We start from the raw sequence: 15293 nt of genomic DNA on the forward strand, positions 1-15293 counted from the left end.
GGGTGAGCACATGAATGGCGATCAAATCGCGCAATTGAGTTATCTGGCCCTGCTGGGCGCGGCCATTGTGATGTGGTTTGTGACTCAGAACCGTTTATCCTTGGGCAAGACCGTGCAGATGGCCGCGGCCTGGGTGTTTATCTTTATCGGCGTTATCGCGGTGATCGGCCTTTGGGACGATATACGTTCAACGGTCAACCCCGCGCCTCAGATGACGGTATCCGACCATCAGATCGAGGTGCCCCGCTCTGTGGACGGACATTATTATCTGCCGATGCGGGTGAACGGCGAACCGATTACATTCATGGTCGATACCGGTGCCAGTCAGATTGTACTTAACGCAGATGATGCCAGACGGATCGGCATCGATCCGGGCCAGCTAAATTACATCGGTCGGGCCTCGACCGCCAATGGCGTCGTGCGCACGGCCCCGGTGCGCTTGGACAGCCTTGAGCTTGGGCCGATCACGGATCGCAACATCGGGGCCTCGGTTACCGAAGGCGATCTGGATCAGCCTTTGCTGGGCATGGAATATCTGCAGCGATTCTCGAACGTTCAATTTTCCGATGGCCGCCTGATTCTGTCGCGGTAACCCATTGGCGGCGGTGATTTTCGATTGAGAACAAATGCGGAACATGCTAGGTTTGGCCCATGTCTACACAGCTTCTGGGCCGCAAACCCGCGCGCGAGGCGCCGGGGATAAACCTTCATCCGCAAATCACCCTGCAACTGGGCCGCGTACACGAGGCCTGCGGCCCTGCCCGGCGCAGCTTTGCCATGTGGCTGGCCGGTCAGGCACAAGGGCCGGTTCTGTGGATTTCCCCCGCTTGGGAGCCCGGCCAACTGAACCCCGATGGCATGATGCCCTTTGCCGATCCCGCCCGGTTCATATTTGTCCACCCCACCCGGGCTGAGGACTTGTTGTGGTGCATAGAAGAGGCGCTGCGCAGTGGTGCCATCCCGTTGATCATCGGTGACCTGCCCGGCGCGCCGGGGCTGACGCCAATACGGCGAATGCATCTGGCCGCAGAACAAGGTGGCACCATGGGGCAAGCTCCGCTCGGGCTGCTGCTGACACCCGGCGACGGTGGCGCGCAGGGGGTTGAGACGCGCTGGCACATGGCCGCACAACATCAGGATGAGGCAAGACGCTGGACCCTGACCCGCCGCCGCGCCCGCGCCCTGCCCCCGGTCAGTTGGCGTGCGACAATGACCGCTGCCCGGGCCGGTCTGCAATTGCAGCGAATGAAAACAGAAGACATCCCGGTCTGACCACATCACCGATCACGCAACTTGTGACTGGTCAAACCCCGGGGCACGCCCTAGCGTTCCGGCATGACGCACGCAATCCACGACACCCGTTATTCCTGGCTGCGGCTGCTGATCACTTTGGTCATCGCCACGGTGGTCACCGTTGGAATGTGGGCTGTAATCGTCGTCATGCCTGCCATCGAGTCGCAATTCGGAGCAAGCCGCGCCGAAGCATCCATGCCCTATACGCTTACCATGATCGGTTTTGCCCTGGGCAATATGTGGCTTGGGCAACTGGTGGATCGCCTCGGTGTCACCCAAGCCCTTATAGGCGCGTCGGTGGTCAGCGCAGCCAGTTATCTGCTGGCAACCATCGCCCCGAACATGGTCTTGTTATCATTGGCACATCTTCTGCTGGGGCTTGGCACGTCGGTTGGGTTTGGTCCGCTCATGGCCGATATCTCGCATTGGTTTCTACGTCGGCGCGGGATTGCCGTGGCCCTGGTTGCCAGCGGCAACTATCTGTCGGGCGCGATATGGCCGACGCTTCTGTCCGGCATTCTGGAGCGTGAGGGATGGCAACAGGTCTATCTGACCCTCGCGTTGCTGACCTTGGCCACCGTCATCCCTTTGTCCCTGCTGTTGCGTCGCCAGGTTCCGGCTGAAGCTCATAACACTGCTGCAACCGCCGCGCGGCTGCGGGCCAACAGTGTCGGCCTGTCCCCTCGCACTCTGCAATATATCCTGGGTATCGCCGGGATTGCGTGCTGCGTGGCGATGTCGATGCCGCAGGTTCACATCGTGTCCTATTGCGTGGGTCTGGGCTATGGCCCTGCTGTGGGTGCCGAAATGCTGTCGTTGATGTTGCTGGGCGGCGTGGTCAGTCGCATTGTTTCTGGCCTTGTCGCAGACCGGCTGGGCGGGCTGTACACCCTGCTGATCGGCGCAGTTCTTCAATGTGTGGCCCTGTTTTTGTTCCTGCCCTATGACGGCATGGTCTCCCTATACGTCATCAGTTTGCTGTTCGGCCTGTCACAGGGCGGTATCGTTCCCAGTTACGCGCTGGTCGTCCGCGAATACATGCCCCCGCAAGAAGCAGGTGCGCGAGTTGGTTTTGTGCTGATGATGACCATCATGGGAATGGCGCTTGGCGGCTGGATGACCGGTTGGGTCTACGATATTTCAGGCAGTTACCAGTTGGCGTTTGTAAACGGCATCTTGTGGAACGGGCTGAACATCGTGATCCTGCTGGTTCTGCTCGGCCGCTCCCGACCACGCAAGGTTGAGGCACTGGCATGACCGGGATCACCCGCCGCACTGTGCTGGCCGGTCTTGCTGCGCTGCCGTCGTTACGCCCGGCGCAGGCCGCATTGATCCCTTATGTATTGGCACCCGACGAAACGTCGGTCGGTTTTACGTTCCAGCTTTCGGGCGTCGCCCAGACCGGGACAATGCCAATCCAGGCTGCTGACGTTCAGGTCGACACGCAACGCCTGCAAAACAGCCGGGTCGACGTCATTTTGAATGTCGCCCGCGCCAGAACCAAGCTGCCCTTCGCCCGCGGCCCGATGCTGAGCCCCAGCGTACTGGACGCCGACCGGTTTCCGACGATCCGCTTCACCTCGACCAGAATTCAGCTTGGCCCGGCCGGTCGCATCTCGGAAGGCGCTTTCATCACCGGCGACCTAACCCTACGCGGCGTTACCCGCCCTATTACGCTGGAAGCGGGGCTTTATCGCCCACCCGGCAGTTCTTCGGATGCGTTAGACCGCCTGTCCATTCGCCTGACCGGCGCGCTCAATCGTCACAACTTTGGCGCATCCGGTTTTCCCGATTTGGTGCAGGATGAGGTCGGGTTGAACATACGGGCCGAGATTCTGCGCAAGCGCTGACACCAGAAAAGCAAAAAAACGACGCGCAAAGGTCGAATAGGCGCGCGCATGGTTTCAGCGGGCCGTCATGGTAGGCCCATCATGCGCACGATCATTTCATTTGCCGCCCTGTTTCTTTCCGTCATTCTTTTGCAACTCTCGACCGGGGGCGTTGGGCCGCTGGATGCAATCTCGGGCCTGACGCTGGACTTTTCGACCGAGCAGATCGGTTTGCTCGGATCCGCTCATTTCCTTGGGTTTTTCATTGGGTGTTGGTGGGCGCCCCGCCTGATGGGCACCATTGGCCACTCACGCGCATTTGCAGTTTGCACTGCCCTGGGCGCGATGGGTCTGATCGGGCATACCTTGACCGACAATCCTTACATCTGGGCCGCGCTTCGGATTGCGTCGGGCACTTGCGTTGCGGGGTGTTACACCGTGATCGAGGCCTGGCTGAACGCCAAAGTCACGAACGAGACCCGGGGCCGCGCCATGGGCACCTATCGCATTGCGGACATGAGTGCCTCTTTGGGCGCGCAGTTGATTATCGCCGTTCTGCCACCTGCCTCATATGTCTCGTACAACCTTCTGGCCATCCTCTGCTGCGCGTCGCTTTTGCCGCTGACCCTAACCCGGGCCAGCCAACCACAGACACCTGACGCCCCGCGCCTTCGGCCTAAACTTGCATGGCGCAGCTCGCCACTGGCTGTTGCGGGCGTGATCGTCTCGGCCCTCGGTTCGGCTTCGTTCCGCATGGTTGGTCCGGTTTATGGGCAGGAAGTCGGACTTGGCGTAGATCAAATCGCCTTCTTCCTGGCATCTTTCGTGCTGGGTGGCGCGCTGGCCCAATACCCGATGGGGTGGCTGGCTGACAAATATGACAGACGCTGGGTACTCATCTGCCTATCAGGCGCCGCTGTTCTAAGCTGCGGGATCACAATGGCTGCCAGTGGTGCAGGCACCTTGGGTGTTATGCTGGCCGCAGGCATATTTGGCTTTACGACCTTTCCCATCTTCTCGGTCTCGTCGGCACACGCAAATGACTTTGCAACAACCGAGCAGCGGGTGGAATTGTCCGCTGCGCTGATGTTCTGGTACGCGCTGGGCGCTATTGCGTCGCCCTACGTCTCGTCCACATTGATCCAACAATTCGGCCCCGGCGCTCTGTTCGCTTTTGTGGCAATGGGTCATGTATTCCTGATTGTTTTCGGGTTGGCCCGAATGCGGTCCCGCCCAACACCCGAGGATCGCACGAATTATGTCTATGCACCCCGGACATCCTTCACAATCGGGAGTCTATTGAAACGATCCAGAGAAAACCCCTGAGACAAAGCGGCTCTGACCCGAACGGAATCCGGCATGGGCTTTGTCAGTCGGTAATATCGGCAGATGGCGGCGGCGCAGGTATCATTTCGTCCAAAACCGTTCCTGCCTCATAGCCCAGCAGATCAACTTCCATACGTGCCGGATCTCCAAACGCCCAGGCACCAACCAGCCGCTGCATCCGGACGTAGCCAGCGTATTTCACCAACGCATCATTGCCGTGCGCGTTTTCTGCGAACAGCACCTGACCGGCGGTCACTTTCTCGGGCATCACACGTTGCAGATACAACAGCACCACATTCACGTCTTCCACGCTGGACCCACCGTGATGCACGACATACATCCGGGCCCAGTCGTCGTCATTCATAGCGGCACGGGCCTGGGACACCGCCGAGTGCAGCGCTGTCAACTCGGCCCGCGCAGACGCACGCATGTTGGCAGCCCATATCGGTCGCATGGTGTTGATAGCGTCAGAGACATCCTGACGTGTCAATTCGCCCTCGCTTAGAGATTTTTGGACAAAGCTGCGGGCCGTTTCCAACATTTCTTTCTGGCTGACCACCGTGTCGCCGGACAACCCAAGCTCGTCAATCGCCGCAAGAAACTTGTCGATTTCAGCCTCAATCGTCGAAAAGTCCTTTCGCCAACGCGCGTCTTCTGCTGTTCCTTCGGGCCATGGCGTAACGGCCCCGATTATCCCCAAAAGAACATGCGACGTTGATTTGAATAGCTGATACTGCGGCGCGTTTCTGGAATATGTGGCCTCTCCGTCTTTTGAAACCACCGTCACATCACGCGCGATAACCATCACCGGGCGGGTTTCAGCCGTCAGCGCGTCCTGCCCTTTGTGAAAAATCGACAGCATAGCGTGATCGAAGTCTTTGATAACGTCGCCAGCATCCTTTTGTTCGGCGGCTGCGTGATCTGCGCCCACAAACATAGCCAAGACTGCGACCAGACTGATCCAACTCAACGGTAATCGCATAATGCCCCCTCCTGAACGATCCCCGAAAGCATCATACAGCACCCTCGCCCATTGCGCGAATGATCGGACGATTTCGCTTTGACGCCGATTATTGAGCCCCGGAAACCCCAAGCGCACGAAACCGGGCTTTTGCTAAGCCGCCACATACTGTAGACGGGCGCGCAGTTAGTTACGTGGAAACGCAAAATGGCCCGGATTCTCATCACCTCGGCGATCCCATACATCAACGGGATCAAGCACCTCGGCAACCTGATCGGCTCGCAATTGCCTGCCGATCTGTATGCACGTTATCAGCGCGCCCGGGGGAATGAAGTGATGTTCCTGTGCGCCACGGATGAACACGGCACCCCGGCCGAGCTAGCAGCTGCAAAGGCAGGCAAACCGGTGGCAGAATATTGTGCCGAGATGTACAGTATTCAGGCCGATATCGCCAAGCGCTTTGGCCTGAGCTTTGATCACTTTGGCCGCTCATCCAGCGAGCAGAACAAGAAACTGACTCAGCATTTTGCGGGCAAGCTGGACGAGGCCGGGTTGATCCGCGAAGTCACCGAGAAACAGGTATATTCCAACGCCGATGGCCGGTTTTTGCCGGATCGCTATATTGAAGGCACCTGCCCCAATTGCGGCTATGACCGTGCGCGTGGAGACCAGTGCGAGAACTGCACCAAACAGTTGGACCCGACCGATCTGATCGAACCACGCTCGGCCATTTCAGGTTCGACCGACCTTGAGGTGCGCGAGACCAAGCACCTGTATCTGCGCCAGTCGGCGATGAAGGGTCAGCTCGATGCTTGGATCGACAGCAAAACGGATTGGCCGATCCTGACCACATCGATTGCCAAGAAATGGCTGCATGACGGTGACGGGCTGCAAGACCGTGGCATCACGCGCGATCTGGACTGGGGTGTCCCGGTCAAGAAAGGCGATCAGGACTGGCCGGGGATGGAGGGCAAAGTCTTCTATGTCTGGTTCGACGCGCCGATTGAATACATCGCCTGCGCGGGCGAATGGGCCGAGGCCAACGGTAAGACCGATGCCGATTGGGAACGCTGGTGGCGGACTGACAAAGGCGCGGATGACGTGCGTTACGTTCAGTTCATGGGCAAGGATAACGTCCCCTTCCACACGCTCAGCTTCCCGGCCACCATTCTGGGTTCGGGCGAGCCATGGAAGATGGTCGACCACCTGAAATCGTTCAACTATTTGAACTATGATGGCGGCCAGTTCTCGACCAGCCAGGGCCGAGGCGTGTTCATGGATCAGGCGCTGGAGATTCTGCCCGCCGATTATTGGCGCTGGTGGTTGCTGAGCCATGCGCCCGAAAGCAGCGATAGCGAGTTCACCTGGGAGAACTTCCAGCAATCGGTGAACAAGGACCTTGCGGATGTACTGGGCAACTTTGTCAGCCGCATCACTAAATTCTGCCGTTCGAAATTTGGTGAGGTTGTGCCCGAGGGGGGCACCCATGGCAATCGCGAGCAGGCGCTGATTAAAGAACTAAACGACCGTGTACGGGCCTATGAAACCCATATGGAAGCGATGGATGTCCGTAAATCCGCCCAGGAGCTGCGGGCGATCTGGGTCGCCGGCAACGAATATCTGCAAGCTGCAGCACCTTGGTCGACTTTCAAGGAAGACCCCGAGCAAGCTGCCGCTCAGGTGCGTCTTGGCCTGAACCTGATCCGCCTCTACGCTGTGCTTAGCGCGCCGTTTATCCCGGACACCTCGGCCCGGATGCTGAGTGCGATGAACACGCTCGACACAAGTTGGCCCGAAGATGTGGCCACCGCGCTGACCGCCCTGCCCGCGGGCCATCAGTTCACTGTACCGGACGTTTTGTTCGCCAAAATCACCGACGAACAGCGTGAAGACTGGCAGACACGGTTCGCCGGAACACGCGACTGAAGTCGCCATCAGCGTGGCGCAACACGCGAGGGTCGGATTGGCCCTCGTTTTCCAACTTTTCATGGCGTGCGCCGTTTGAATCCGGGGATTTGCATTCAGGTCTGACACGTAAGTCAGCCAATAATTAGGGAAAATCCCCAAACCCAAACTGCCCGCCACGTATTCAAGAAGCTTGAGATATGCCGCCAAAACGGCCATCCTGCGAGGGAATTCCTACGACTCGCTGCGGCCTGATTGCGCCCCGGCGCATAATCCATAGTTTGAACGAGGCATACGCCATGTCCCCAGCTTTCCTTAATTTCAACCTTACAAATTACGGGCAACTCAGGAAAGTTGGGCTGTGGTTCACGGCTCTGACACTGATGGGTGCGGTACACACGGCAACCGCTCAGGACCAAAGTGAAGCGCCGCCACCAAAGGTTTCCATCGCGGCTGCCTATACTCAGGAAATTACCGACGAAGCGGTGTTCATCGGGCGTGCCGAGGCGATCAACAAGGTCGATATCGTAGCCCGCGTCAGCGGTTTCCTCGATAGTCGAGAAGTCGAAGACGGGGCACAGGTCAAAGAAGGCGACCTGCTGTTCACCATCGAGCCCGATCTTTATGAGGCCACGCTTCAGGCCCGCAAGGCTGATCTGGACCGGGCCGAAGCCAATCTGGAACTGGCCAAGGTGGATTTGGCCCGCAAGGAAGAGCTGTATAAACGCGACGCTACGCCGGAATCCGAACGTGACATTGCCCGCGCCAACGAACTGGTGGCCGAGGCCGAGGTCAAAGCGGCCAATGCCGCCATCCAGCAGGCCGATCTGGACCTGAGTTACACGAAAATCCCTGCCCCATTTGACGGGCGCATCGGTCGGATCACGACCAGCGTCGGCGATGTTGTCGGGCCGAACAACCCGCCGTTGGTCAATCTGGTTAGCGAAGCACCGATTTACGTCAACTTTTCGTTGAATGAAAAGATGTTCACCTCGGTCCTGCAGCAGTTTGGTGAAAACCCGGCCTCTTTAGCCGAAAGCAACCAAAGCCCCAACGTGCACGTTACCTTGCCCAACGGGGCCGAACTGGATGAAACCGGCGAGATCGTTTTTGTCGACAACCGCATTGATCCACTGACAGGGGCGATCACCGTCAGGGCGCAGTTTGACAACACGGACCGCCTGATCGTCGATGGTGCATTTGTGAATGTACAAATCGAAGCGCTGGAGCCGACGCTACAGGTTCTGATCCCGCAAGCCGCCTTGCAACGCGATCAGCGTGGCGAGTTTGTTCTGGTGGTGAATGACAAGCAGATGGTCGAACAGCGTTACATCACCACTGGCGACACGGTTGGCACAGCGATCATCGTGTCGGACGGTCTGCGCGAGGGCGAAAGCGTGATTGTCGAGGGCTTGCAAAGGGTTCGCCCCGGCGTGGCCGTGGATGCGGTCGTGGCCTCTGAACAGCCGGGAGAGTAACTGATGTTCTCAGCCCTGTTCATCAGCCGGCCCAAGCTGGCGCTTGTCATCTCGCTGGTGCTGACCATTCTTGGTGGCATCGGATATATGGTTCTGCCGGTGGCCCAGTTCCCGGACATCACGCCGCCCGTGGTCAGCGTGACCGCGACCTATACTGGCGCAAACGCAGAAACCGTTGAAAACACTGTCGCCGCCCCGATCGAGGCGCAGGTCAACGGCGTGGACGACATGATCTACATGACGTCAACCTCGTCGGATAACGGGTCTTATTCGCTGAACATCACCTTCGAAGTCGGAACCGACCCGGATATTGCCTCGGTAAACGTGCAAAACCGCGTGGCACAGGCCATGTCGTCGCTGCCGACCGAGGTGACATCGTCGGGTGTGGTGACTCAGAAAGCATCGACCAACATGCTGTTGCTGGTCACACTGACCTCGCCCAACGGAACTTATGACAGTGTGTTTCTGTCCAACTATGCCTCGATCAACCTGAAAGACGCTCTGGCGCGTGTTCAGGGCGTGGGTAAGGCGGATGTTCTGACCAATCTGGAATACGCCATGCGGATCTGGATGGATCCGGACAAAATGGCGGCGCTTTCGATCACGCCCGGCGACGTGATCAACGCCATCCGGGAACAGAATATCGAGGTGTCCGCGGGCTCGATCGGCTCACCCCCGGTGCCAGAGGGGCAGACCTTTCAGTACACGATCAAGACCAAGGGCCGCCTGACCTCGGCTGCGGAATTCGGCGATATTGTGATCCGCACCGGGGACGCCGGTGCCATTGTTCGGGTCAAGGACATCGCGCGGGTCGAACTGGGTGCGCAGTTCTATTCCGCCTCGGGTTATTTCCAGGCGGTACCGGCCACTGTGATCGGTATCTACCAAGCCCCCGGAGCGAACGCTTTGGCGGTCTCGGAACGGGTGCAAGCCGAGTTGGACCGGTTGTCGCGATCCTTCCCCACCGATGTGGAATACGCTGTCCCTTTCAACACCACGGATTTCGTCGAGCAATCATTGAACGACGTGGTCTCGACCCTGATCCTGACCTTCATCCTGGTGATCTCGGTCGTGTTCCTGTTCCTTGGTAGTTGGCGCGCGACGATCATACCGGCGGTGGCCATTCCGGTGTCGTTGATCGGGACCTTTGCCTTTTTGCTGGCCTTTGGCATGTCACTAAACACGATCTCTCTGTTCGCGCTGGTGCTGGCCATCGGGATCGTGGTGGATGACGCCATCGTTGTGGTCGAAAATGTCGAGCGCATCATCGCAGAAGAAGGGCTGCCGCCGGCCGAGGCGACGCGCAAGGCGATGGGTCAGATCACCGGCCCGGTGATTGCCACGACGCTGGTTCTGCTGGCCGTGTTCGTTCCAGTCACCTTCATGCCCGGTATCTCAGGACGGCTCTACTCGCAGTTCGCGGTGACGATCTCGACCGCTGTGGTGATCTCGTCGATCAACGCGCTGACGCTGTCGCCTGCCCTCTGCGGGCTGGTGCTGCGCGCACGGTCCGGGCCGCCGAAAGGTATTCTGGCGATGTTCGAGCGGTTCATCGGAACGGTCCGCAGCGGCTATGTGGCCATCGTGCGCAAGCTGCTGATCCTGCCGGTTACGGCCCTTGGTATCATTGTTGTGCTGGCCATGGGCACCGGTACGATCATGTCGAATACATCGGCCGGGTTCATCCCGCTTGAGGATAACGGGTATCTGTTCGTGGATATCCAGCTACCGGATGCGGCAACGTTGGAGCGGACAGAAACCGTCAGCGCTCGCGTGGACGATCAGATTCGCCAGATACCGGGCGTGGCCAACACCGTTCTGGTCAACGGCTTCTCGCTGTTGAACGGCACCACAACCAACGGGGCGGCGATCTTTGTCAATCTGATCAACTGGGAAGAACGGCAGGACGATGATCTGAGCGCGGATGCAATCCTGAAGAAAGTTCTGGCTATCGCGAATGGTGAATCCGCCGCCTCGATCGTGGCCTTCAACCCGCCCCCCATTCAGGGCCTTGGCATGTCTGCCGGGGTTGAGATGGAGGTGCAGCAGACAGGCGGCGGCACACCGCAGGATCTGGCTTCGGCTGTAGGATCGTTTGTCTATGCCGCAAACCAGAGGCCTGAGATTGGTCAGGCCTATACGACTTTCCGCGCCAATGTTCCCCAGCTCTTTGTCGATCTGGACCGCGAAAAGGCCAAGACACTACAGGTCTCGGTTGCCGAGATTTTCCAGACCATGCAGGCGCAATTGGGGTCATATTACGTTAACGACTTCAACCTGTTCGGACGTGTGTATCGCGTGATGATTCAGGCGGATGGGACGTATCGCGACAATGTCGAAGATATCTCGAACCTATATGTGCGGTCCGAAAAGGGTGAGATGGTGCCGCTAGGTACGCTGATCGATGTCGAAAACGTGCTGGGACCGGTGCTGCTGAAACGGCACAACCTGTTCCGGTCGGCCACGGTGACGGCGGTGCCCGCGCCGGGCCTGTCCACAGGTGACGCGATCAATGTGATGACCGAGGAATCAGCCAACGCCCTACCCCCCGGATATGCGTTTGAATGGACCGGGACAGCGCAGCAACAGCTGGCATCGGGCAGTCTGGTGATCATCATTCTGGGGTTGGCGATCCTGTTCGGCTATCTGTTCCTTGTGGGGCAATATGAAAGCTGGTCGATGCCGGTCTCGATCCTGCTGTCGGTGGTCGTGGCGCTGTTCGGCGCGGTGGCTGCTGTGGCGATCGTGGGCAGTGACATCAACCTGTATACGCAGATCGGGATGATCATGCTTGTGGGGCTGGCCTCGAAGAACGGCATCCTAATCGTTGAATTCGCGATGGAGCAACGCGCCAAAGGGCTGTCCATCCGGGACGCTGCGGCCGAAGCCGCCCATCAGCGTTTCCGTGCTGTAATGATGACCGCCCTGTCCTTCCTGCTGGGTGTTGTTCCGTTGCTTGCGGCCAACGGGGCTGGCGCGGCCAGCCAGAAAGCCATCGGTGTGGCCGTGTTTGGCGGCATGCTGGCGGCAACGCTGGTTGGCGTGATCGTGGTGCCGGTTCTGTACGCCCTGATGCAGGGGCTTAGGGAATGGATCAAAGGCACCAAGAGCGATCCCGACCCATCCGAAAAGGCGGCCTGACCAGTAAAAAAGGCCCCGCAAGACGCGGGGCTTTTTCGTTACATCAGACGTGCCCGCCGTCTGGACGCGATGACGCGGATGGCCGACTTGGCTTCGGGCGGCGGTTCACGCTCAACCCGTTGATAATCCGTTCCGTCCCGCTGCCGGGTGAGTAACCCGCAAGAGATCATGGTCCGGCGCAGAATCGCGGGATCGTCGAAACAATGCTCTGCGATCAACAATGCGTTCAGCTCTGGTTCCTGCAACACTTCTCCGGCAGGCAGCGCAGACCAAAGCACCCACAGCGATATCGTCTGGACGGCACGTTTTGAATGCCATTGCTCTAGCCTGCCCTGCGCATCGAACAGGCGTAGCGCGCGCTCGACCGAGCGCATGTCCGGCGCAGCTTGATCCGTTCGGGCTTCGATCCGTCGAAGGGCCGCAGTAGCCGAGCGCATATGCTGCACGTTCTGAAAGCCTGCGGCGCGGGCAACCATGTTCATAAGTTTCAGATGCGACGGGCTGGTTTCACCAAGTTGTCGCGACAACGCACGCACAAACCCGGTCAGGTCGTCTGCATGCAGCGGAAGGGCCGTTTTAGTCATCACATATCCATATCGGGCGTATTGCTCGATCGTTGGTCGCTGGCTTGACGAAACAACGCCCTGTGGTTTGCGATGTCATTCGTGTCTATGGCAGGTTTAGCACTCTGGATAAGAGCAGCGACGCCTCGGTGTCTGCCGACCGTGCGAGATGGCTAACACGGTCAGGACTTTCGGCCAAGCGGATAAATGAAATTCGCTCAGGCAACCTTTTCCGGTTGCGCATGATCCGCCATCCAACGGTCAATGCGAGCGACCTGATCTTCATTTAATCGCAACCCGAGTTTGTTGCGCCGCCAGATCACGTCTTGGGCCGTGCGAGCGAATTCCTTGTCCGCCAACCACGTCAGTTCGGCCTCGGTCAGTGTCGCGCCAAAATCTTCGCCCAGATCGCCTGTTTCTTTGGCATCGACCAGAATGTTGCGCGCCTCGGTCCCGTAGGCGCGAACCAGACGGCCGGCCCAAGCGGCATCCAAAAACCCGTAATCCGATACCAACCGGTCGATAAGATCCTGTACACCGTCCACAGGGAAATCTCCTCCGGGTAATGCCACACCGGCGGTCCAGGGTCCCGGCACATCCGGGAAATGCTTGGCTATCTTATCCAGTGCACTTTCGGCAAGGCGGCGATAGGTCGTGATCTTGCCACCAAAGACATTCAACACCGGCGCCCCGCCATCCGCGTCAACTTTCAGCGTGTAGTCCCGCGTTGCCGCCGTCGCGCTGCTGGCACCGTCATCATACAACGGACGCACACCGGAATAGGTCCAGACGATATCTTCGCGGGTCACAGGGCGTTCAAAGTACCTTGACGCAAACGCACACAGATACTCTTGCTCTGCTTCAGTGCATTCCGGTCGCTGATCCGGGTCGGGATGATCCTGATCAGTGGTGCCGATCAGGGTGAAATCCTGCTCGTATGGAATGGCGAAAATGATCCGCCCATCTTCACCCTGAAAGAAGTAGCACTTGTCGTGATCGAACAGTTTCCGCGTGACAATATGGCTGCCGCGCACAAGCCGAACCCCTTCGCGCGAGTTCGAACGGATTTTGGTGTGAATGATGTCCCCAACCCAAGGACCGCCCGCGTTGACCAACATTTTCGCTTTGATCACACGCGTTTCGCCGCTGGATCGATCCCGTGTCGTCACGCGCCACAGGTCCCCGTCACGCTCGGCCGAGAGCACCTCGGTCTGGACCATAATCCTTGCTCCGCGCGCCTCGGCATCGCGGGCGTTCAGGACAACAAGCCGCGAGTCTTCGACCCAGCAGTCGGAATACTCGTATGCGGTTTCAAACTTGTTCTGTAACGGGGCGCCTTCGGGTACATCGCGCAGGGACAGAGAGGCGGTGCCGGGCAATATCTTGCGACCCCCAAGGTTGTCGTACAGAAACAGGCCCAGCCGGATCAGCCAGGCCGGGCGGCGCCCCCGCATCCAGGGCATCACCGTACTTAGCAACCGCGAGGTCGGCGTTTCCGCGTCAAACCGCATGTCCGCGTGATACGGCAATACAAAACGCATGGGCCAACTGATATGTGGCATCGCCTGCAACAAGGTTTCCCGTTCTATCAACGCCTCACGGACCAGCCGGAACTCAAAATACTCAAGATACCTAAGGCCGCCGTGAAACAGCTTGGTCGAAGCGGAAGACGTTGCCGAAGCAAGGTCGTTCATTTCGGCCAAAACCACTGTCAATCCCCGACCCGCAGCATCCCGTGCGATGCCGCAGCCATTGATACCGCCCCCAATGATAAAAAGGTCCGTGATCTGATCCTGTTGGGCCTGCATGTACGGTGATTCCCTGCTGAGCATGGTCACGAGCATTTATCGGAATGACTTTCTAAAGATCAATGCAATTCTTCGTTTATTTTCGCTTTTTGACAATATAAGTGATTTTTCATGATTACCGTGTTTTCCCTTGCCATTTTTTTCAAAAAGAACAAAAACGAAAACAGCAATTGCGCAGGACTCCAGCATGTCTTTATCCTTTCGCCAATCCGACATCCTTGAAATCGCTGGCACCGAAGGGCGCGTGGCCGTCGACGATCTGGCTGAACGGTTCGGCGTGACAGTTCAGACCATTCGGCGCGATTTGTCCGAGCTGTCCGACGCGGGCAAACTTGACCGTGTGCACGGGGGCGCGGTCTTGCGATCCGGTGTCTCGAATATCGGGTACGAAGACCGCCGGGCGCTGAACGCCGAGGCCAAGATACGCATTGCAATGCGGTGCGCCGAAGATATCCCCGATGGCAGCTCCATCTTTCTGAATATCGGCACCACGACCGAGGCCGTCGCGCGACAGCTACTGGGCCACAAAAACCTGATGGTCGTCACCAACAACCTGAACGTCGCCAACATTCTGGTCGAAAACCCCGACTGCGAGATTGTGGTCGCCGGAGGCGCTCTGCGCCGCACGGATGGCGGGCTTGTCGGCAATCTGACCGCGTCCACGATCCGCCAGTTCAAGTTCGACCGGGCAATCATCGGCTGTTCGGCCCTGGATCTGGACGGGGACCTTTTGGATTTCGATCTGCAAGAGGTACAGGCAAGCCAGGCTATCATCGCTCAGGCACGTCATACCTGTCTCGTGGCCGACCAGTCCAAATTTCAACGCATCGCCCCCGGCCGCATCACCTCAATGTCAGAAATCGATACAATCTATACCGATGCACCCCTGCCCGACGATCTGCCACGCCTGTGTCAGAACTGGCAGACGCGCGTCGTTCAATGCGACTAGCTGCAAATCTCTTTTTACGCGATTGAGACACCTCGCTGCT

12 protein-coding genes are annotated in these 15293 nt (G+C 58.6%); 9 read left to right on the forward strand and 3 right to left on the reverse strand.

The features are described 5' to 3' along the window. Positions 1-10 precede the first annotated feature (10 nt). From ACP0GE_RS04425 to ACP0GE_RS04445, 5 genes are all read left to right on the forward strand, one after another. Positions 11-592 carry a retropepsin-like aspartic protease family protein gene (locus ACP0GE_RS04425; protein WP_424830788.1) on the forward strand — a complete coding sequence of 194 codons (582 nt, stop codon included), beginning with the start codon at positions 11-13 and terminating at the stop codon, positions 590-592. Positions 593-651: 59 nt separating this feature from the next. After that, positions 652-1272, forward strand: a complete 621-nt coding sequence (locus ACP0GE_RS04430; RefSeq protein ID WP_424830789.1) for an ImuA family protein — start codon at positions 652-654, stop codon at positions 1270-1272. 63 nt (positions 1273-1335) lie between these two features. Further along, positions 1336-2550: a CynX/NimT family MFS transporter gene (locus tag ACP0GE_RS04435; RefSeq protein WP_424830790.1), complete on the forward strand. Its 1215-nt coding sequence runs from the start codon at positions 1336-1338 to the stop codon at positions 2548-2550. Beyond that, complete coding sequence (locus ACP0GE_RS04440; RefSeq protein WP_424830791.1) at positions 2547-3143, forward strand: YceI family protein; 597 nt, start codon at positions 2547-2549, stop codon at positions 3141-3143. The genes ACP0GE_RS04435 and ACP0GE_RS04440 overlap by 4 nt, the downstream gene beginning before the upstream one ends. An 81-nt stretch (positions 3144-3224) precedes the next feature. After that, positions 3225-4448 carry an MFS transporter gene (locus ACP0GE_RS04445; RefSeq protein ID WP_424830792.1) on the forward strand — a complete coding sequence of 408 codons (1224 nt, stop codon included), beginning with the start codon at positions 3225-3227 and terminating at the stop codon, positions 4446-4448. A 43-nt stretch (positions 4449-4491) separates the two neighbouring features. Here ACP0GE_RS04445 and ACP0GE_RS04450 read toward each other — a convergent pair whose 3' ends face one another. Continuing rightward, positions 4492-5430, reverse strand: coding sequence for a hypothetical protein (locus ACP0GE_RS04450; RefSeq protein ID WP_424830793.1), 939 nt, complete (start codon positions 5428-5430; stop codon positions 4492-4494). A gap of 186 nt (positions 5431-5616) precedes the next feature. On the opposite strand from ACP0GE_RS04450, the gene metG reads away from it, so the two are divergent. From metG to ACP0GE_RS04465, 3 genes are all read left to right on the forward strand, one after another. Further along, positions 5617-7335, forward strand: coding sequence for a methionine--tRNA ligase (metG, locus tag ACP0GE_RS04455; protein WP_424830794.1), 1719 nt, complete (start codon positions 5617-5619; stop codon positions 7333-7335). 362 nt (positions 7336-7697) lie between these two features. Next, positions 7698-8792 (forward strand): efflux RND transporter periplasmic adaptor subunit, encoded by a 1095-nt coding sequence (locus tag ACP0GE_RS04460; protein WP_424833808.1) that lies wholly within the window; start codon positions 7698-7700, stop codon positions 8790-8792. Between the two features lie 3 nt (positions 8793-8795). Beyond that, the gene (locus ACP0GE_RS04465) at positions 8796-11933 is read left to right on the forward strand and encodes an efflux RND transporter permease subunit (RefSeq protein WP_424830795.1); all 3138 of its coding nucleotides are present in this window, start codon (positions 8796-8798) and stop codon (positions 11931-11933) included. A gap of 38 nt (positions 11934-11971) precedes the next feature. Here the strand turns inward: ACP0GE_RS04465 and ACP0GE_RS04470 are convergent, their stop codons facing one another. Further along, complete coding sequence (locus ACP0GE_RS04470; RefSeq protein ID WP_424830796.1) at positions 11972-12517, reverse strand: DUF2087 domain-containing protein; 546 nt, start codon at positions 12515-12517, stop codon at positions 11972-11974. A gap of 197 nt (positions 12518-12714) precedes the next feature. After that, on the reverse strand, positions 12715-14304 hold the full coding sequence (gene glpD, locus ACP0GE_RS04475) for a glycerol-3-phosphate dehydrogenase (protein WP_424830797.1): 1590 nt from the start codon (positions 14302-14304) through the stop codon (positions 12715-12717). Positions 14305-14491: 187 nt separating this feature from the next. Here glpD and ACP0GE_RS04480 point away from each other — a divergent pair, with 187 nt between their 5' ends. Then, complete coding sequence (locus tag ACP0GE_RS04480; RefSeq protein WP_424830798.1) at positions 14492-15253, forward strand: DeoR/GlpR family DNA-binding transcription regulator; 762 nt, start codon at positions 14492-14494, stop codon at positions 15251-15253. The last annotated feature ends 40 nt before the right edge of the window (positions 15254-15293 follow it).

Source organism: Ruegeria sp. (genome assembly GCF_965243365.1).
GTDB lineage: Bacteria > Pseudomonadota > Alphaproteobacteria > Rhodobacterales > Rhodobacteraceae > Ruegeria.

Coding starts and splice junctions, on each gene's coding strand:
- ACP0GE_RS04425 (WP_424830788.1), top strand. CDS start 11: ATGAATGGCGATCAAATCGCGCAATTGAGTTATCTGGCCCTGCTGGGC.
- ACP0GE_RS04430 (WP_424830789.1), top strand. CDS start 652: ATGTCTACACAGCTTCTGGGCCGCAAACCCGCGCGCGAGGCGCCGGGG.
- ACP0GE_RS04435 (WP_424830790.1), top strand. CDS start 1,336: ATGACGCACGCAATCCACGACACCCGTTATTCCTGGCTGCGGCTGCTG.
- ACP0GE_RS04440 (WP_424830791.1), top strand. CDS start 2,547: ATGACCGGGATCACCCGCCGCACTGTGCTGGCCGGTCTTGCTGCGCTG.
- ACP0GE_RS04445 (WP_424830792.1), top strand. CDS start 3,225: ATGCGCACGATCATTTCATTTGCCGCCCTGTTTCTTTCCGTCATTCTT.
- ACP0GE_RS04450 (WP_424830793.1), bottom strand. CDS start 5,430: ATGCGATTACCGTTGAGTTGGATCAGTCTGGTCGCAGTCTTGGCTATG.
- metG (WP_424830794.1), top strand. CDS start 5,617: ATGGCCCGGATTCTCATCACCTCGGCGATCCCATACATCAACGGGATC.
- ACP0GE_RS04460 (WP_424833808.1), top strand. CDS start 7,698: ATGGGTGCGGTACACACGGCAACCGCTCAGGACCAAAGTGAAGCGCCG.
- ACP0GE_RS04465 (WP_424830795.1), top strand. CDS start 8,796: ATGTTCTCAGCCCTGTTCATCAGCCGGCCCAAGCTGGCGCTTGTCATC.
- ACP0GE_RS04470 (WP_424830796.1), bottom strand. CDS start 12,517: ATGACTAAAACGGCCCTTCCGCTGCATGCAGACGACCTGACCGGGTTT.
- glpD (WP_424830797.1), bottom strand. CDS start 14,304: ATGCAGGCCCAACAGGATCAGATCACGGACCTTTTTATCATTGGGGGC.
- ACP0GE_RS04480 (WP_424830798.1), top strand. CDS start 14,492: ATGTCTTTATCCTTTCGCCAATCCGACATCCTTGAAATCGCTGGCACC.